Genomic DNA, 17,974 nt, shown 5'->3' with positions numbered 1-17,974 from the left:
CCGGAGGGACCATGAGCTACGTAATCGACCGACGCCTGAACGGCAAGAACAAGAGTACGGTCAATCGCCAGCGCTTTTTGCGCCGTTACCGTGAGCACATCAAGAAGGCCGTCGAAGAGGCCGTGAGCCGCCGTTCCATCATGGACATGGAGCATGGCGAACAGATCAGCATCCCGGGTCGCGACATCGACGAACCTGTGCTGCACCACGGTCGCGGCGGCAAGCAGACCATCGTCCACCCCGGCAACAAGGAATTCACCGCCGGCGAACACATCGCCCGGCCACAAGGTGGCGGCGGTGGCGGTGGCCGCGGCAAGGCCGGCAACTCCGGCGAGGGCATGGACGACTTCGTGTTCCAGATCACCCAGGAAGAATTCCTCGAATTCATGTTCGAGGACCTGGAGCTGCCCAACCTGGTCAAGCGTCACCTGACCGGGGCCGACACCTTCAAGACCGTGCGCGCAGGCATTGCCAACGAGGGCAACCCGTCGCGAATCAATATCGTGCGCACCCTGCGCTCGGCCCACGCCCGACGCATCGCCCTGACCGGCAGCAGCCGCGCCTTGCTGCGCGAGGCGCAGAAGGAACTGGACCGGCTCAAGGTCGAGGAGCCGGACAACTTCACCGACATCCAGGACACCGAGGCCGAGATCGAACGCCTCAAGGCGCGCATCAACCGCCTGCCATTCCTCGACACCTTCGACCTGAAGTACAACCTGCTGGTCAAGCAGCCCAACCCCAGCTCCAAGGCGGTGATGTTCTGCCTGATGGACGTGTCCGGCTCCATGACCCAAGCCACCAAGGACATCGCCAAGCGCTTCTTCATCCTGCTGTACCTGTTCCTCAAGCGGAACTATGACCGCATCGAAGTGGTGTTCATCCGCCACCACACCAGCGCCCGCGAAGTGGACGAGGAAGAGTTCTTCTACTCCCGCGAGACCGGCGGCACCATCGTCTCCAGCGCGCTCAAGCTGATGCAGGAGATCATGGCCGAGCGCTATCCGGCCAGCGATTGGAACATCTACGCCGCCCAGGCCTCGGACGGCGACAACTGGAACGACGACTCGCCGATCTGCCGCGACATCCTCGCCAACCAGATCATGCAGCACGTGCAGTACTACACCTACGTCGAGATCACCCCACGCGAACACCAGGCGCTGTGGTACGAGTACGAGCGCATCGGCGAGGCGTTCCCCGACACCTTTGCCCAGCAGCAGTTGGTATCGGCCGGCGACATCTACCCGGTCTTCCGTGAACTCTTCCAGCGCAGGTTAGCCACATGACCGCCAGAGAACAGAGACGCCAGCCCATTTCCACCGGTTCCGAATGGACGTTCGAGCTGATCCAGACCTACGACCGCGAGATCAGTCGCCTGGCCGCCCGCTATGCCCTGGACACCTACCCCAACCAGATTGAAGTGATCACCGCCGAGCAGATGATGGACGCCTACGCCTCGGTTGGCATGCCGCTGGGCTATCACCACTGGTCCTACGGCAAACAGTTCCTCAGCACCGAGAAGTCCTACAGCCGTGGCCAGATGGGCCTGGCCTACGAGATCGTGATCAACTCCGATCCGTGCATCGCCTACCTGATGGAAGAGAACACCATGTGCATGCAGGCACTGGTGATCGCCCACGCCTGCTACGGCCACAACAGTTTCTTCAAGGGCAACTACCTGTTCCGCACCTGGACCGACGCCAGCTCGATCATCGACTACCTGGTGTTCGCCAAGCAGTACATCGCCCAATGCGAGGAGCGCCACGGCATCGATGCCGTCGAGGACCTGATCGACTCCTGCCACGCCCTGATGAACTATGGGGTGGACCGCTACAAGCGCCCCTACCCCATCTCTGCCGAGGAAGAGCGGCGCCGGCAGAAGGAGCGTGAGGAACACCTGCAGCGGCAGATCAACGACCTCTGGCGCACCATCCCCAAGGGTGCCGAAAAGGGTGGCGAGAAAGACGACGCGCGCTTCCCGGCCGAACCCCAGGAGAACATCCTCTACTTCATCGAGAAACACGCTCCGCTGCTGGAGCCCTGGCAGCGCGAAGTGGTGCGCATCGTGCGCAAGATCGCCCAGTATTTCTACCCGCAGCGCCAGACCCAGGTGATGAACGAAGGCTGGGCGACCTTCTGGCACTACACCCTGATGAACGACCTGTACGACGAAGGGCTGATCACCGAAGGCTTCATGATGGAGTTTTTGCAGTCGCACACCAGCGTGGTGTTCCAGCCAGGCTTCGACAGCCCGTACTACAGCGGCATCAATCCCTATGCCTTGGGCTTTGCCATGTACACCGACATCCGTCGCATGTGCGAGCACCCCACCGAGGAAGATCGCCGCTGGTTCCCGGATATCGCCGGCAGCGACTGGCTGTCGACGATCAAGTTCGCCATGAGCAGCTTCAAGGATGAAAGCTTCATCCTGCAGTACCTGTCACCCAAGGTGATGCGTGACCTCAAGTTGTTCAGCATCCTCGACGACGACCAGCGCGACGACCTGCTGGTCCCGGCGATTCATGACGAGGACGGCTACCGCACCATCCGCGAGCAGTTGGCCGCGCAGTACAACCTGGGCAACCGCGAGCCCAACGTGCAGATCTGGAGCATCGACCGACGTGGCGACCGTTCGCTGACCCTGCGTCACCAGCAGCACAACCGCAAACCCCTGGGCGACTCCACCGACGAGGTGCTCAAGCACCTGCACCGCCTGTGGGGCTTCGACATCCACCTGGAGACCGTGCAGGGCGACCAGGTGATGAAGACCCACCACATGCCGCCGCGCAGCGAGCACAGCGAGGCCGGCGACTACGGGCGCATGGACCTGGCGGTGGTACACCACCTCTAGCCCGGGCCGCACCATTTCTGCCGGCAAGGTATCCTGTCGGCAGAAATGGAGGTTTCACATGCAGATCTACAAGGTTGGCGGCGCCGTGCGTGACCGCCTGCTCGGCCGCCCGGTCAGCGACGTCGACTGGCTGGTGGTTGGCGCTACCGTCGAACAGATGCAAGCCCAAGGCTACCGCCCGGTGGGCGCAGATTTTCCGGTTTTTCTTCACCCCAAAACAGGTGAGGAATATGCCCTGGCCCGCACCGAGCGCAAGAGCGGCCGCGGTTACGGTGGCTTCACCTTTCACGCAAGCCCCGAAGTCACCCTCGAAGAAGACCTGATTCGACGCGACCTGACCATCAACGCGATGGCCGAGGACGAACACGGCCAGCTGTACGACCCCTACCACGGCAAGGCCGATCTCGAACAGCGGATCCTGCGCCATGTTTCCCCGGCGTTCGCCGAAGATCCCTTGCGGGTTCTGCGCGTTGCGCGCTTTGCGGCCCGCTACGCGCCCTTGGGTTTCCACGTCGCCGACGACACCCTGAAACTGATGCGCCAGATCGCCGAGTCGGGCGAGCTGCAGGCGCTGACAGCCGAGCGCAGCTGGAAGGAGATCGAACGGGCATTGATGGAAAGCGAGCCACAGGTGTTCGTCGAGGTGCTGCGCAGTTGCGGCGCACTGAAAGAGCTGATGCCAGAGCTGGAGCACGGCACCGATACACTGGCTGCGCTGCACCAGGCGGCCAAGCATCAGCAATCACTGCCGGTGCGTTGGGCATGCCTGCTGCGCGGATTGGAGCCAACGGCGATCAAGACACTCAACCAGCGCTTCAAGGTCCCACGCGAATGCCAGGAACTGGCGGTGCTGGTGGGGGAGTTCGCCGAAGAGGCCGATCAAGCTCTGGCACTGGAGCCGGTGAGCCTGCTGGAAATGCTGCAGAAGTTCGATGTGTATCGACGACCGCAACGCTTCGAGGATTTCATCGAAGCATGCAGGATGGACGCCTTGCTGGAGAACCAGGATTATCCACAGGCAGAATATCTGCGAGGCGCGGCAACCACAGCCAGGGCGGTGGACGTGAAGCCGTTGATGGAAAGTGGATTGAGTGGCCAGGCGCTGGGCGAAGCGCTCAAGACCGAACGCTTGAAAGCACTGATGGCTTATAGGAATCAATGATCGCCAGGCCCATTCGCGGGCAAGCCCGCTCCCCACAGTTGCGCATGACCCTGTGGGAGCGGGCTTGCCCGCGAATGGGCCATCAGCAACGAAGGATATCCCGGATCAGATCACGGTCAGCTGCAAACCCCGCCATTCGAACGGCACCGGCGCCAGCACCTGTTCAATGCTCGCCTCCCGCCACAGCTGCCCCATGGACTTGCCCTCGCCCGGATGCCCCAGTTCCGGTGCCAGCAACGACAACGGCCACAGCACAAAGGCGTTCTTCACGATCTCCGCCCGCGGCAGCACCAGACCATTGAACGTGCCACACAGGTCATCGAACATCAGCACATCGATATCCAGCGGCAGCCCTTTACGATCCGGGGCGTAGCGGCCATTTTCGGCCTCGATGAACTTGAGCCGGCGGTCGAGTTCCAGCAGTGGCAGGTCGGTGCATCCGCGCACCACCAGGTTGTAGAACGGGCCGCTTTTGATTCCCACGGCCTGGCTCTCGAACACTGCGGAGCAGTGCATGTCACTGAGCATGCCTGCCAACGCATCGAGCCCCGCACACAAGTGCCGCTCGCGCTCGATGTTGCTGCCCAGCCCGAGATATACCGTACTCAGAGACATCCGCGCTCGATCTCCACGCCTACACCGCCACGGGCCGCAGGCACCGCACCCGGCTTGGTCAGCTTCAGGCGCACCCACGGGATCTTGAACTCGTCCATCAGCACCGCCACCAGACGCTCGGCGAACGTCTCCACCAGCTCGAAGCGCGCCTGCTCGGCGAAGGCCTGGACCCGCGCCGAGACACTGGCGTAGTCCAGCGCCAGCGACAGGTCGTCACCGGCGGCCGCCGGGCGGTTGTCCCAGGCGAAGCTCAGGTCCAGGCGCAGGCACTGGCGAATATCACGCTCCCAGTCATAGGCACCGATGACGGTATCGACTTCCAGGCCTTCGATGAACACTCTGTCCAAGCACTTCTCTCCACAGCACGACAAGGGCGACGAGCGCCGTTAGAATCAGGGCGTCCTCGCCCGGAATAGTTAGCATGTTTTGGTCACTGGCGCTGCTTGCCTACCTGCTCGGCTCTCTGTCCTTCGCCATCGTCCTGAGCCGCCTCAGCGGCAGCCCCGACCCGCGCTCCAGCGGCTCGGGCAATGCCGGCGCGACCAACATGCTACGCCTGGCCGGCCGCAAACTGGCGATCCTGACGCTGCTCGGCGACCTGTGCAAGGGCATGTTGCCAGTACTGCTGGCCCGCCTGGCCGGGCTCGACCAGCAGGAACAGGCCTGGGTCGGCATCTGCGCAGTCCTTGGCCATCTGTTCCCGGTTTACTTCCGCTTCCAGGGCGGCAAGGGCGTGGCCACTGCCGCCGGCATGCTGATGGCGCTGTACTTCCCCGCAGCGCTGCTGGCCATCGGCGCCTGGCTGCTGACCTTCTACCTCACCCGCACCAGCTCGCTGGCGGCCTTGATCGCCACGCCGTTGACGCTGCCGCTGCTGGCCTGGCGCGAACCCGAAGCGTTGCTGCCGATGACAGTGTTGACGATCCTGATCGTCTGGCGTCATCGCAACAACCTGCGCGACCTGTTCGCCGGGCGCGAACGCCATTTCTGAGACGTGCGCATGAGTCCGGCACGGTTCACACCGCCGGCAACTGCTCCATCGGCCAGCGCGCCTGCACGCTGATGGCCAGGTCCTGCTGCTGCCCGGCCAACAGGCGCTGGCAACCGGCATAGGCGATCATCGCGCCATTGTCGGTGCAGAACCGTGGACGAGCGTAATAGACGTTGCCCTTGATGCTGGCCAGCATCTCTTCCAGCGAAATGCGCAAGGCCTTGTTGGCGCTCACGCCACCGGCGATGACCAGACGCTTGAGGCCAGTCTGCTTGAGGGCGCGCTTGCACTTGATGGTCAGAGTCTCCACCACCGCCTGCTGGAACGCCAGCGACACGTCGCAACGGGTTTGCTCGTTGTCGTCCCCGGCGTCGCGGCATTGCTGCCAGGTGTTCAGGGCGAAGGTCTTGAGGCCGCTGAAGCTGAACTGCAGACCAGGCCGATCGCACATCGGTCGCGGGAACACGAAACGCCCAGGCGTGCCTTGCTCGGCCAGACGGGCGATTTCCGGGCCGCCCGGATAATTGAGGCCGATCAGCTTGGCTGTCTTGTCGAAGGCTTCGCCAGCGGCGTCGTCCAGGCTCTCGCCCAGCAGCTCGTATTGGCCGATGCCATCGACCCGTACCAGCTGGGTGTGGCCGCCAGACACCAACAAGGCGACGAACGGAAACTCCGGCGGCTGCTCCTCGAGCATCGGCGCCAGCAGGTGGCCTTCCATATGGTGCACGCCGATCGCCGGAATATCCCAGGCGAAGGCCAGCGCCTGGGCGCAGGAGGCGCCCACCAGCAACGCGCCGACCAGGCCAGGACCCGCGGTGTAGGCGATGGCGTCGATCTCGGTGGCGACGCAGTCGGCTTCCTGCAGCACCTGGCGGATCAACGGCAGCATGCGCTTGACGTGGTCACGCGAGGCGAGTTCGGGCACCACGCCGCCATAGACGCGGTGCAGGTCGATCTGGCTGAACAGCGCGTCGGCCAGCAGGCCGCGCTCACTGTCGTATAATGCGACGCCAGTTTCGTCGCAGGATGTTTCCAATCCCAGTACTAGCATGGGTCCGTGCCTTGTTGAGGCTGAATTCGAAGGCGCGCATGATAGTCCCCGTGTCCGGTGCCGACCAGCGGTTTTCGATCAGAGGCTTTGCATTCCGGCCAGCTAAGGGTTAACATCCGCAACCCTTGAAAACCGACGTTCTCCAGCACACCTTATGTTTTGCCAGGAGCACGTCTACCCCGGTAATGAATTAAGGTAGCCCTGGATGCCAGCCGTCAAAGTTAAAGAGAACGAACCCTTCGACGTAGCTCTGCGTCGTTTCAAGCGCTCCTGCGAAAAAGCCGGTGTACTGGCTGAAGTTCGTAGCCGCGAGTTTTACGAGAAGCCGACCGCCGAGCGCAAGCGCAAAGCCGCTGCCGCTGTAAAGCGTCACGCCAAGAAGGTTCAGCGCGAACAGCGCCGCGCCGTTCGTCTGTACTAAGTACAGCCGTTCTACGCAAAGCTTCTGCCATGCCCGGCCTCGTGCCGGGCTGATGGCAGCGGTCGCTTCAAACCCTTGGCCATGCGCCCTGGGTGCCCCGGCAAAAGCCATGGGCAACCTGCATCAACGCGTCAGAACTGGTCCCCGACCAGGCGTGCACGTCTTTCTGACGAGCCCTTCATGGGCTGGTGACGAGCACACTCCTCTTCCTGCGAGATACCCCACGCCAAACCCGCGCACAAGCGTTTAGACTTGCCAGCTGCCAGATGACGAGACTGCCATGGCCGGGCTGATTCCCCAGAGCTTCATCGATGACCTTCTCAACCGCACCGACATCGTCGATGTGGTGAGTTCGCGCGTCCAGCTGAAGAAGACCGGCAAGAATCTCTCCGCCTGCTGCCCGTTCCACAAGGAAAAGAGCCCCTCCTTCACCGTCAGCCCAGACAAGCAGTTCTACTATTGCTTCGGCTGCGGCGCCGGCGGCAATGCGCTCGGCTTCATCATGGACCACGACAACCTGGACTTCCCCCAGGCAGTCGAGGAACTGGCCCGCGCAGCCGGCATGGAAGTGCCCCGCGAGGAAGGTCGTCGCGGGCAGAAACCGCGCCAGCCAACCGATTCACCGCTTTACCCGCTGCTGGAAGCGGCCAGCGAGTTCTATCGCCAGGCCCTGCGCAGCCACGCCACCCGCAAGGCGGCGGTGGACTATCTCAAGGGTCGCGGCCTGTCCGGCGAGATCGCCCGCGACTTTGGCCTGGGCTTCGCCCCGCCGGGTTGGGACAACCTGCTCAAGCACCTGGGCGCCGACTCGCTGCAGCAGAAAGTGATGATCGACGCAGGCCTCTTGATCGAGAACGCCGAGAGCGGCAAGCGCTACGACCGCTTCCGCGACCGGGTGATGTTCCCGATCCGCGACAGCCGTGGCCGGGTCATCGCCTTCGGTGGCCGGGTACTGGGCGACGACAAGCCCAAGTACCTGAATTCCCCGGAAACCCCGGTGTTCCACAAGGGCCAGGAGCTGTACGGCCTGTACGAGGCACGCAAACACAACCGCAACCTCGACGAGATCATTGTGGTCGAGGGCTACATGGACGTCATCGCCCTGGCCCAGCAGGGCCTGCGCAACGCGGTGGCCACCCTCGGCACCTCCACCAGCGAGGAGCACCTCAAGCGCCTGTTCCGCGTGGTGCCTAGCGTGCTGTTCTGCTTCGACGGCGACCAGGCCGGACGCAAGGCCGCCTGGCGCGCCCTGGAGGCAACCCTGTCGAGCCTGCAGGATGGCCGCCGCGCACGCTTCCTGTTCCTGCCCGAGGGTGAAGACCCGGACAGCCTGGTGCGCGCCGAAGGCACCGACGCCTTCCAGGCCCGCATCAACCAGCACGCCCAGCCTTTGGCCGACTACTTCTTCGAGCAATTGAGCAACGAGGCCGACCCGCGCTCGCTGGAGGGCAAGGCGCACATGGTCACCCTGGCCGCGCCACTGATCGAGAAAGTCCCAGGCGCCAACCTGCGCCAGTTGATGCGCAACCGCCTGAAGGACATCACCGGCCTCGACCCACAGCAGATGGAACAGCTGGCGCAGAGCGCGCCAGCGCCAAGCGTGCCGGACTACGACCCCGGTTACGACTACGACGCCATGGCCAGCTACACGCCGGACCACGGCGACATGCACTACCAGCCCGACTATGCCCCGCAGCAGCAGGAGCAACGCCCCTGGACACCGAACAAGGGCGGCGGCAAGAAGCAGTGGGACGGCAAGCCATGGGACAAGAAAGGCGGCAAACCCTGGCAGCGCGATGGCCAGCGCGGTGAAGCCCCGCCACGGGTACCAGCCCCGGTCGAACCGCCAACGCTCTCGGCCCTGCGTACCCTGCTGCACCACCCGTTACTGGCCGGCAAGGTCGAGGACGCCAGCCACTTCGCCGACGAAGAGCAGCTGTACAGCCAACTGCTGGTGGCACTGATCGAGGCCGCGCAGAAGAATCCTAAGCTAAGCTCAATGCAGCTGATCGCACGCTGGCACGGCACCGAGCAGGGCCGTCTGCTGCGCGCCCTGGCGGAAAAGGAATGGTTGATCGATGCCGATAACCTTGAACAACAGTTTTTCGACACTATAACTAGTTTGTCCGCTCGCCAGCGCGAGCGAAGCCTGGAACATCTGCTCAGGAAAGCGCGTCTAAGCGAACTGAGCACAGAGGAAAAATCTCAGCTGCTCGCCCTGCTGAGCCGCAATGTTCCAGCACAAAACCCGACCTCATCTGGCGCGTGAGGTCCAGGTTCGGGTATAATCCTCGGCTTGTTTTTTGCCCGCCAAGACCTTCAGTGGATAGGGTGTTATGTCCGGAAAAGCGCAACAGCAATCTCGTATCAAAGAGTTGATCACCCGCGGTCGTGAGCAGGGCTACCTGACTTACGCGGAGGTCAACGACCACCTGCCTGAGGATATTTCAGATCCTGAACAGGTGGAAGACATCATCCGCATGATCAACGACATGGGGATCAACGTATTCGAGAGTGCTCCGGATGCGGATGCCCTGTTGTTGGCGGAAGCCGACACCGACGAAGCCGCAGCCGAAGAAGCCGCCGCAGCGTTGGCGGCAGTAGAGACCGATATCGGCCGCACGACCGACCCGGTGCGCATGTACATGCGCGAGATGGGTACCGTCGAGCTGCTGACCCGCGAAGGCGAGATCGAAATCGCCAAGCGCATCGAGGAAGGCATCCGTGAAGTCATGGGCGCCATCGCTCACTTCCCGGGCACTGTCGACTACATACTCGGCGAATACGATCGTGTCACCAGCGAAGGTGGCCGTCTGTCCGACGTTCTCAGCGGTTACATCGACCCTGACGACAACATCGCCGCGCCGACCGAAGAAGTGCCGATTCCAGGTGCCAAGGCCGCTGCCGCGAAGGAAGAAGAAGACGAAGACGACGAAAACGCTGAAAGCAGCGACGACGAGGAAGAGGCCGAAAGCGGCCCGGATCCGGTCGTTGCCGCGCAGCGTTTCGGCGCCGTCAACGATCAGCTGGTCATCACCCTCAAGGTGCTGAAGAAGCACGGTCGCACGCACGCCGAAAGCCTGGGCGCCATGCAGGCGCTGGCCGACCTGTTCATGCCGATCAAGCTGGTGCCGAAGCAGTTCGACGCACTGGTCGAGCGTGTCCGCGGAGCGCTGGACCGTCTGCGCCAGCAGGAACGCGCCATCATGCAGCTGTGCGTGCGTGATGCCCGCATGCCGCGCGCCGACTTCCTGCGCCTGTTCCCGAGCAACGAGACCGACCAGACCTGGTCTGGTGACCTGGCCAAGCGCAACACCAAGTGGGCCGCCGCCCTGGGTGAGAAAGACGCCGCCATCGTCGCCTGCCAGCAAAAGCTGATCGACCTCGAGACCGAGACCGGCCTGACCGTCGCCGAGATCAAGGACATCAACCGTCGCATGTCCATCGGCGAAGCCAAGGCCCGCCGCGCCAAGAAGGAGATGGTCGAGGCGAACCTGCGCCTGGTGATCTCGATCGCCAAGAAGTACACCAACCGCGGCCTGCAGTTCCTCGATCTGATCCAGGAAGGCAACATCGGCCTGATGAAGGCGGTGGACAAGTTCGAATACCGTCGCGGCTACAAGTTCTCGACCTACGCCACCTGGTGGATCCGCCAGGCGATCACCCGTTCGATCGCCGACCAGGCACGCACCATCCGTATCCCGGTGCACATGATCGAGACGATCAACAAGCTCAACCGTATTTCCCGGCAGATGCTGCAGGAAATGGGTCGCGAACCGACCCCGGAAGAGCTGGGCGAACGCATGGAGATGCCTGAGGACAAGATCCGCAAGGTCCTGAAGATCGCCAAAGAGCCGATCTCCATGGAAACCCCGATCGGTGACGACGAAGACTCGCACCTGGGCGACTTCATCGAGGACTCGACCATGCAGTCCCCGATCGACGTGGCCACGGTCGAAAGCCTCAAGGAAGCGACCCGTGACGTGCTCTCGGGCCTGACCGCACGCGAAGCCAAGGTGCTGCGCATGCGTTTCGGCATCGACATGAACACCGACCACACCCTCGAAGAGGTCGGCAAGCAGTTCGACGTGACCCGCGAGCGGATCCGTCAGATCGAAGCCAAGGCGCTGCGCAAGCTGCGCCACCCGACGCGAAGCGAGCATCTGCGCTCCTTCCTCGACGAGTAAAGACGAACCCCGGCCCAGGCCGGGGTTTTTCTTATGTGACAGAAGGTCGTTGCCACGGTCTACCCAGCGGGCGGAATGCCCGTCTACACTCGAATCAGACCCCCTGTTCGAGAGGCCGCTATGCCCATGATGCCGGCCTTCCTGTTGCTGCTCCTGCTCGCCTGGAACACAACGGCCGGCGCCCTGACCCTGACCGACGAGGAACAAGCCTGGCTCAGCGCCCACCCGCAGCTGCGCCTGGGCGTCGATGCTTCATGGCCGCCGTTCGAATTTCGCGACCAGGAAGGTCACTACCAGGGATTGGCCGCCGATTACATCGCCCTGATCCAGGAACGACTGGGGATCACCCTCAAGCCGATCGAGCCCAGCAGCTGGACCGAAGTGCTCGAACAGGCGCGCAGCAACCGCCTCGACCTGCTCCCCGGGATCATGTCCACCCCGGAGCGCCAGAACTACCTGGCCTTCACCCGCCCCTACCTGGATTTCCCGATCGTCATCCTCGCCCATTCCGGCGGCGCGCAACCGCGCAACCTCAAGGACCTTTACGGCCTGAAGATCGCAGTGGTTGAGAACTACGCGCCCCACGAACTGCTGCGCACCCACCACCCGGATCTCAACCTGGTGGCCATGCCCAACGTCAGCTCAACCCTGCAGGCCCTGGCCACCGATGAGGTGGACGCGGTGGTCGGCGACCTCGCCTCGAGCATCTGGAGCCTGCGTCAGCTCAAGCTGGACGGCCTGTACGTCAGCGGTGAGACCCCTTACCGCTACCAGCTGGCCATGGCCGTGCCCCGCCAGCAAAAGGTGCTGGTCGGCATCCTCGACAAGGTCATGGCCGACATGAGCAGCAGTGAGGTCAGCCATATCCAGCAACGCTGGGTGGGCAACGTCGTCGATCAGCGGACCTTCTGGCACGATGTGCTGCTCTATGGCCTGCCGGCGGTGCTGGTGCTGATGGCCATCCTGGCGGTGGTGATTCGCATCAACCGCCGCCTGAGTTCGGAGATTTCCCGGCGCATCGCCCTGGAACAGGAGCTGCGCAGCAGCGAGTACCACTACCGTGGCCTGATCGAGAGCCTGTCGGCGGTGGCCTGGGAGGCCGATGCCAACGACTTCAGCTACAGCTATGTCTCGCCCCACGCCGAGGACCTGCTCGGTTACCCCACGGGTGAGTGGCTCAAGCCCGGCTTCTGGCGCAGCATCCTGCACCCGGAGGATGCCCTCTGGGCGCAGGCCTACTGCGACAGTGAAACGGCGGCCGGACGCGATCACAGCCTCGACTACCGGGTGATCCGCGCCGACGGCCATACCCTGTGGGTGCGCAATATCGTCAGCATGATCGAGCACGGCCACAAGTCGCTGATGCGCGGGCTGATGATCGACATCAGCGAGACCAAGCATACCGAGGATGCCCTGCGCCTGTCTGAACAGAAGTTCGCCTCGGTGTTCCAGCAATGCCCGGACATCCTGATCATCGCCCGGCACAGCGACGGCTGCCTGCTGGAGGTCAACGAAGCGTTCGAGGAGCTGATCGGCCTGAATCCTGCGCAAGTGATCGGCCGCACCGCCACCGAGCTCGGCCTGTGGGGCGTGGCCGGTACCGGCCCGGCATTGCTCGAACGCCTGCACCGCGGCGGCATCCGCAACCTGGAAATGACCTTCCGGCGCAACAACGGCGAACTGTTCACCGGCCTGACCTCGGCCGAAACCTTCGAACTGGACAGCATGCCGGCACTGGTGGTGGCGATCCGCGACATCAGCCAGCTCAAGGAAACCCAGCAGCAACTGCAGACCTCCGAGGAGAAGTTCGCCAAGGCCTTCCACGCCTCCCCCGACGGCCTGCTGCTGTCGCGCCAGAGCGACGGCCTGTTGCTGGAGGTCAACGAAGGTTTCTGCCGCCTGACCGGCTACGACATCAGTACCACGGTCGACCAGACCTCGCTGGACCTGGGCATCTGGGTCGACCTCAACGAGCGCCAGCGTCTGGTCGATCAACTCCAGCGCGATGGCTTCGTGCGCGACTTCAGCTGCCATATCCGCCGCAGCGACGGGCAGATCCGCCTCTGCGAGCTGTCCGCCCGGCCGCTGCCGATCGGCGGCGTCGACTGCATGCTGACCATCGCCCGCGACATCACCGAACGCCACCTGATGCAGGAGAAACTGCAACTGGCCGCCACGGTGTTCGAGAACACCGCCGAGGGCGTGCTGATCACCGACACCGACCAGCGTATCAGCGCGGTCAACCGCGCCTTCAGCGAGATCACCGGCTACAGCGAGATCGAAGCCCTCGGCCAGACCCCGCGCCTGCTCGCCTCCGGCCAGCACGACAGTGCCTTCTACGTTGCCATGTGGCACCAGCTGACCGCCGAGGGTCACTGGCAGGGCGAGATCTACAACAAGCGCAAGAACGGCGAGCTGTACCCCGGCTGGCTGACCATCAGCGCCGTGCGCAACCACGAGCGCGAGATCACCCACTTCGTCGCCGTGTTCGCCGATATCTCCAGCCTCAAGCACGCCCAGGCCAAGCTTGACTACCAGGCCCACCACGACCCGCTCACCGGCCTGCCCAACCGCGCCCTGTTCGAAAGCCGCCTGCAGGCCGCACTGAACTGCGCCCAGATATCCAACCGCCAGGGCGCGGTGCTGTTCCTCGACCTCGACCGCTTCAAGCACATCAACGACAGCCTCGGCCACCCGGTGGGCGACCTGCTGCTCAAGGGTATCGCCCAGCGCCTCAAGGAGCAGGTGCGCGACGTGGACACCGTGGCCCGCCTGGGCGGCGACGAGTTCATCATTCTCCTGCCCGGCCTGCACAAGCCCAGCGATGCCAGCGCAATCGCCAACAAGCTGCTGGCCGGTTTCCACGCGCCATTCCAGGCCGGCGAGCACGAGTTCTTCACCAGCGCCAGCATCGGCATCAGCCTGTACCCGCAGGACGGCAGCGATGTCGCTAGCCTGATCCGCAACGCCGATGCCGCGATGTACCGCTCCAAGGCCAAGGGCCGCAACCGCGTCGAGGCCTACACCCGCGAGCTCACCACCCAGGCCAGCGAACGCATCGCCCTGGAACACGAGCTGCGCCGCGCCATCGAACGCAACGAGCTGAGCCTGTGCTACCAGCCCAAGTTCAGCCTCAAGACCCAGAGCCTGGTCGGCGCCGAGGCACTGGTCCGCTGGACCCACCCCACTTTCGGCGAAGTGCCGCCCGAGCAGTTCATCCACCTGGCCGAGGAGAACGGCACCATCCTGCAGCTCGGCGACTGGGTGCTGGAACAGGCCTGCCGGCAGATGCACGCCTGGAAGAAGGCCTACCACGCCTTCGGCCCGCTCTCGATCAACCTGGCCGGCGCCCAGTTGCGCCAGCCCAATCTGGCCCGGCGCATCGAACAGCTGCTGCGCAGCTACCAGCTCAAGGCCGGCGACCTGCAGCTGGAGATCACCGAAAACTTCATCATGAGCCAGGCCGAGGAAGCGCTGAGCGTGCTGCACCAGCTCAAGCTGCTGGGTGTTCAGCTGGCCATCGACGACTTCGGCACCGGCTACTCGTCACTCAGCTACCTCAAGCGCCTGCCGCTGGATATCCTCAAGATCGACCAGTCGTTCATCCGCGGCCTGCCCGACGACCCCCACGACGCCGCCATCGCCCGCGCCATCATCGCCCTGGGCCGCAGCATGCAGCTGACGATCATTGCCGAAGGGGTGGAAAACCAGGCACAGCAGCGCTTCCTGGCCGCCGAAGGCTGCGAGCAGATCCAAGGCTACATCGTCAGCCTGCCACTGCCGCCGAACGAGTTCGCGGCGACCTTTCTTCGCATAGCACAAACGGATCTTTCGGATGGCACGCTATCGAAACCCTCGTTATAATCCTGCGCACCTGCTGAGGGCCTATAGCTCAGTTGGTTAGAGCAGAGGACTCATAATCCTTTGGTCCACGGTTCGAGTCCGTGTGGGCCCACCAAACTGAAAGCCGCGCACTGCGCGGCTTTCGTGTTTTTGGCGGGACCACCTCAGATCCAGTCCTATGATCTCGCACACAATCTACTCGTCAGCCGGCTCGAAGCGCTCACCACGAAACACCCGACGTGGATTGCCACGCTCGATGCGGTGATGGAACAACCGCCGCTCCGCGCGCAGTTCGCTGTCGACCTGCTCTGCCTGTTGCGCCAGGCGTTGACCGATGAGCAGCAGCGCCAAGCGCTTGTTGGCATGCTGGCTACGCTCGCTCTGTACCTTGACGCTGACGCCGCTGGCCAGGTGCGTGGCGCGCACTGCCGAGTCGGTGGTGTTGACATGCTGACCACCCGGCCCGGACGAACGCAAGGTCTCGAAGTGGATCTCGCTCGCCAGTTCCGGTGCCGGTGGCGCAAACCGTGCGCCCCCAAAGAACCAGTTCTTGCGCGCATGCCCCGGCCGGTACGGACTGCTGCACGTCCATTGCAGCGAGCCCGTCCAGTGATCTGCCAGGCGCTCGGCCTGCTCGCCATCCAGTGCCAGCAACACCGAGCGCAAGGTACCGCGCCGCGGCCCCGGCTCTTCTTCGAGTATCCGTACCGCCACGGCCTGGGCATCCGCTTCGGCCTGCAGCCTGAGCAATGCCCTGGCCACTGCCAGGGCACATTCTTCCGGCCCCTGAGCCGCCGAGAGTTGCAGTAGGATCATCAGCAGCACCCTCCGCGCGTCTTGTAGGTGAGCACCGGTTTCAGTCGTGCCAGCACGCGAACCAACCCCGCTTCACGCAAGGCACCCACCACCGAGTCGATAGCCTTGTAGGCCTCCGGCGCTTCCTCGTAGATCAGCGCCCGGTCGGCGCAGATCACGCGGCTGCCTAGTGCCGTACGACTCAGTTGCTCGACGCTGTAGCGCGAGACGAGGCGGTCCTTGCACTCGCTGCGCATCCATTTGCGTCCGGCGCCATGGGCCAGGGACAACAGGCTGCGCTCGTCGGCGATCGGCTGTACCAAGTAGCTGTAGTCACCGCGCGAACCAGGGATCACCACCGCCCCCTGATCCGACGGTGTGGCGCCTTTGCGATGCAGCCAACCATCGAGCCCGTCGACCTGCGCTGGCGACACCAGGTTGTGGTTGATGTCGAGCAGTACATCGCCATCGGCACGCAAGCGGTCGAGCATGCGCCGGGCAATCAACTGACGATTGGCTTCGGCAAAACGCAGCGCGCCGTCGTGCCGGCCCAGGTAATGAGTGCTGGCCTCGCTGCCCGCCTCCAGTCCGTGATGACCGAACAGGTCGACCTGCTCACGCAAGATCGCCTCGCCCAAACCACGCGAGCCGCTGTGCACCAGCAACAGCAGGTGTTTGCGCTCGATGCCCAAGGCTGCCAGGGCCGCATCGTCGTAGCTTTCATCGAGCTGCTGCAGCTCGGCGAAGTGGTTACCACCACCAATGGTGCCTAGAGAACGCTCGTGCCCCGTGGCAGGCAAACCGAAGCTGGCGACGGCCTCCTGCCACGTCTCGTCGAGCGGCAGGTCGAGGTTGCCAAGGCGTTTCTCCAGCTTGTCCAGATGCAGCTTGGCGGTCGGGATGTCCGTGCGCCACAGCGCCATGCCACAGCCGATGTCATTGCCGACCAGCGCCGGGTACAAACGCCCCACGGAAAAGAATGCCGCGCCGACCGGGTAGCCACGCCCCGGATGCAGGTCCGGCATGCCGGCCACCCGATGCATGCCCCCTAGGCGAGCGGTGGTTTCGAGTTGTTGGATCGCTTTTCCTTCGATCCAGGTGTCGTCCGCGGCGACCAATACGGCGCCGTCGGACAAATTGCGAATGCAAGTGCCCATAGTCCAATCCTGATGGGTTGAAACAAAAAGATGTTCGGATTGGCAGGCCAGAGGCCGGGCGTTGCGGTACCGCTAACGAGTAGCGGCGAATGCGTTCAAGCCAGGCGCGACCTGCAAAGGGTGATCGACTGTTGCATGATGTACCTCCTTTGCTGTCGGGTGAGAGAAGGCGGGCATCTTAGGTGTGTCATTGCCACCTTGCAACAACCTTGATCACATTTTCACCAGGAGAACAACGTCATGGCCGAAAAACCTGACCGCTCCGCGGTACAAAAACAATACCCTGGCGGTACAGTGCCCAGCTTCCCCTGGATCTGTAGCTCGGGTCGCTCTGACCAGCGGCAAAGTGCCTTTAGCACACCCGTTCTATTTCGCCGCCGACGCCTCGTTTCTAGAATCCCTCCATCGCTTCGGCACCGGGTCGAAGCCCAGTGATCGAGGGAACGTCACATGAACATCCAAGGAACGCTTGGGGCCCTGCTCATTGCACCCATGCTGGTAACACTTGCCGGTTGCGTGGCGCCGGGTTCCTACAACCAGGGCCAGCAGCCCAGCCAGATGGCCGGCGGCAATGCGCCCTGCACGCCCAGCACGACCGACAACCTGATCTCCACCGGCCGCAGCCTGCTGAGCATCGCCAACTCGGTGCTGGAGACCAAGCACAGCATGAATGGCACCTCGGCCACCTATGACCAGCGCATGCAACTGGCGGAAAACGCCCAGAAGGTCAACCAGGGCAACCAGATGCTCGACAACGTCGAGAGCATGACCGCCGGCCTGAAGTCGCCTTGCGCCACCACGGCGCAGACCAGCGCCGCACGCTGAGGCAACCCACCGACAGCCTTGGGGCAGGCGCCTTCAGTGCCTGGCCCAAGGCTGTTGGCGTAGCGTGACTTCACCACAC

The 17,974-nt window shown here is 63.5% G+C and carries 14 protein-coding genes and 1 tRNA gene; 10 read left to right on the top strand and 5 right to left on the bottom strand.

The window, feature by feature from the left end; genetic code table 11:
* Nucleotides 1-11: 11 nt before the first annotated feature.
* The 3 genes from DMX06_RS03340 to DMX06_RS03330 are packed head-to-tail and all read left to right on the top strand — an operon-like array spanning nt 12 to nt 4,010.
* Nucleotides 12-1,283 (top strand): YeaH/YhbH family protein, encoded by a 1,272-nt coding sequence (locus tag DMX06_RS03340; protein WP_110734571.1) that lies wholly within the window; start codon nt 12-14, stop codon nt 1,281-1,283.
* A complete protein-coding gene (locus DMX06_RS03335; RefSeq protein WP_110734568.1) occupies nt 1,280-2,848 on the top strand; it encodes a SpoVR family protein in 1,569 nt (522 codons plus the stop codon). Before DMX06_RS03340 ends, DMX06_RS03335 begins: the two co-directional genes overlap by 4 nt.
* 58 nt (nt 2,849-2,906) lie before the next feature.
* The gene (locus DMX06_RS03330; RefSeq protein WP_110734566.1) at nt 2,907-4,010 is read left to right on the top strand and encodes a multifunctional CCA addition/repair protein; all 1,104 of its coding nucleotides are present in this window, start codon (nt 2,907-2,909) and stop codon (nt 4,008-4,010) included.
* A 105-nt stretch (nt 4,011-4,115) separates the two neighbouring features.
* Here the strand turns inward: DMX06_RS03330 and folK are convergent, their stop codons facing one another.
* Nucleotides 4,116-4,625 carry a 2-amino-4-hydroxy-6-hydroxymethyldihydropteridine diphosphokinase gene (folK, locus tag DMX06_RS03325; protein ID WP_110734564.1) on the bottom strand — a complete coding sequence of 170 codons (510 nt, stop codon included), beginning with the start codon at nt 4,623-4,625 and terminating at the stop codon, nt 4,116-4,118.
* On the bottom strand, nt 4,616-4,972 hold the full coding sequence (gene folB, locus DMX06_RS03320) for a dihydroneopterin aldolase (protein WP_110734561.1): 357 nt from the start codon (nt 4,970-4,972) through the stop codon (nt 4,616-4,618). Before folB ends, folK begins: the two co-directional genes overlap by 10 nt.
* Before the next feature lie 74 nt (nt 4,973-5,046).
* On the opposite strand from folB, the gene plsY reads away from it, so the two are divergent.
* Nucleotides 5,047-5,616 (top strand): glycerol-3-phosphate 1-O-acyltransferase PlsY, encoded by a 570-nt coding sequence (gene plsY, locus DMX06_RS03315; RefSeq protein ID WP_050703505.1) that lies wholly within the window; start codon nt 5,047-5,049, stop codon nt 5,614-5,616.
* Between the two features lie 25 nt (nt 5,617-5,641).
* On the opposite strand, the gene tsaD is transcribed toward plsY, so the two are convergent.
* On the bottom strand, nt 5,642-6,667 hold the full coding sequence (tsaD, locus tag DMX06_RS03310) for a tRNA (adenosine(37)-N6)-threonylcarbamoyltransferase complex transferase subunit TsaD (RefSeq protein WP_110734559.1): 1,026 nt from the start codon (nt 6,665-6,667) through the stop codon (nt 5,642-5,644).
* Nucleotides 6,668-6,872: 205 nt separating this feature from the next.
* On the opposite strand from tsaD, the gene rpsU reads away from it, so the two are divergent.
* The 5 genes from rpsU (at nt 6,873) to DMX06_RS03285 (ending at nt 15,233) form a co-directional block, all read left to right on the top strand.
* Nucleotides 6,873-7,088, top strand: coding sequence for a 30S ribosomal protein S21 (gene rpsU, locus DMX06_RS03305; RefSeq protein WP_003255575.1), 216 nt, complete (start codon nt 6,873-6,875; stop codon nt 7,086-7,088).
* Between the two features lie 280 nt (nt 7,089-7,368).
* On the top strand, nt 7,369-9,357 hold the full coding sequence (dnaG, locus tag DMX06_RS03300) for a DNA primase (RefSeq protein ID WP_110734556.1): 1,989 nt from the start codon (nt 7,369-7,371) through the stop codon (nt 9,355-9,357).
* A gap of 67 nt (nt 9,358-9,424) precedes the next feature.
* Nucleotides 9,425-11,275, top strand: coding sequence for an RNA polymerase sigma factor RpoD (rpoD, locus tag DMX06_RS03295; protein WP_110734553.1), 1,851 nt, complete (start codon nt 9,425-9,427; stop codon nt 11,273-11,275).
* 120 nt (nt 11,276-11,395) lie between these two features.
* Nucleotides 11,396-15,139, top strand: coding sequence for an EAL domain-containing protein (locus DMX06_RS03290; RefSeq protein ID WP_110734551.1), 3,744 nt, complete (start codon nt 11,396-11,398; stop codon nt 15,137-15,139).
* Nucleotides 15,140-15,156: 17 nt separating this feature from the next.
* Nucleotides 15,157-15,233 (top strand) — tRNA-Ile (locus DMX06_RS03285).
* A gap of 80 nt (nt 15,234-15,313) precedes the next feature.
* Here DMX06_RS03285 and prfH read toward each other — a convergent pair.
* Together prfH and DMX06_RS03275 are read right to left on the bottom strand one after the other, a co-directional pair.
* Nucleotides 15,314-15,934 carry a peptide chain release factor H gene (prfH, locus tag DMX06_RS03280; protein ID WP_110734667.1) on the bottom strand — a complete coding sequence of 207 codons (621 nt, stop codon included), beginning with the start codon at nt 15,932-15,934 and terminating at the stop codon, nt 15,314-15,316.
* Entirely contained in the window at nt 15,934-17,070 is a 1,137-nt protein-coding gene (locus tag DMX06_RS03275) for an RNA ligase RtcB family protein (RefSeq protein WP_110734548.1), read from the bottom strand. Before DMX06_RS03275 ends, prfH begins: the two co-directional genes overlap by 1 nt.
* A 450-nt stretch (nt 17,071-17,520) precedes the next feature.
* Here DMX06_RS03275 and DMX06_RS03270 point away from each other — a divergent pair, with 450 nt between their 5' ends.
* The gene (locus DMX06_RS03270) at nt 17,521-17,895 is read left to right on the top strand and encodes a hypothetical protein (RefSeq protein ID WP_110734546.1); all 375 of its coding nucleotides are present in this window, start codon (nt 17,521-17,523) and stop codon (nt 17,893-17,895) included.
* Nucleotides 17,896-17,974 lie beyond the last annotated feature (79 nt).

Source organism: Pseudomonas mosselii (assembly GCF_003205295.1).
Taxonomy (GTDB): domain Bacteria; phylum Pseudomonadota; class Gammaproteobacteria; order Pseudomonadales; family Pseudomonadaceae; genus Aquipseudomonas; species Aquipseudomonas mosselii_B.
Note: the sequence above shows the minus strand (reverse complement) of the source record. Positions and strands in the feature narration are given on the sequence as shown.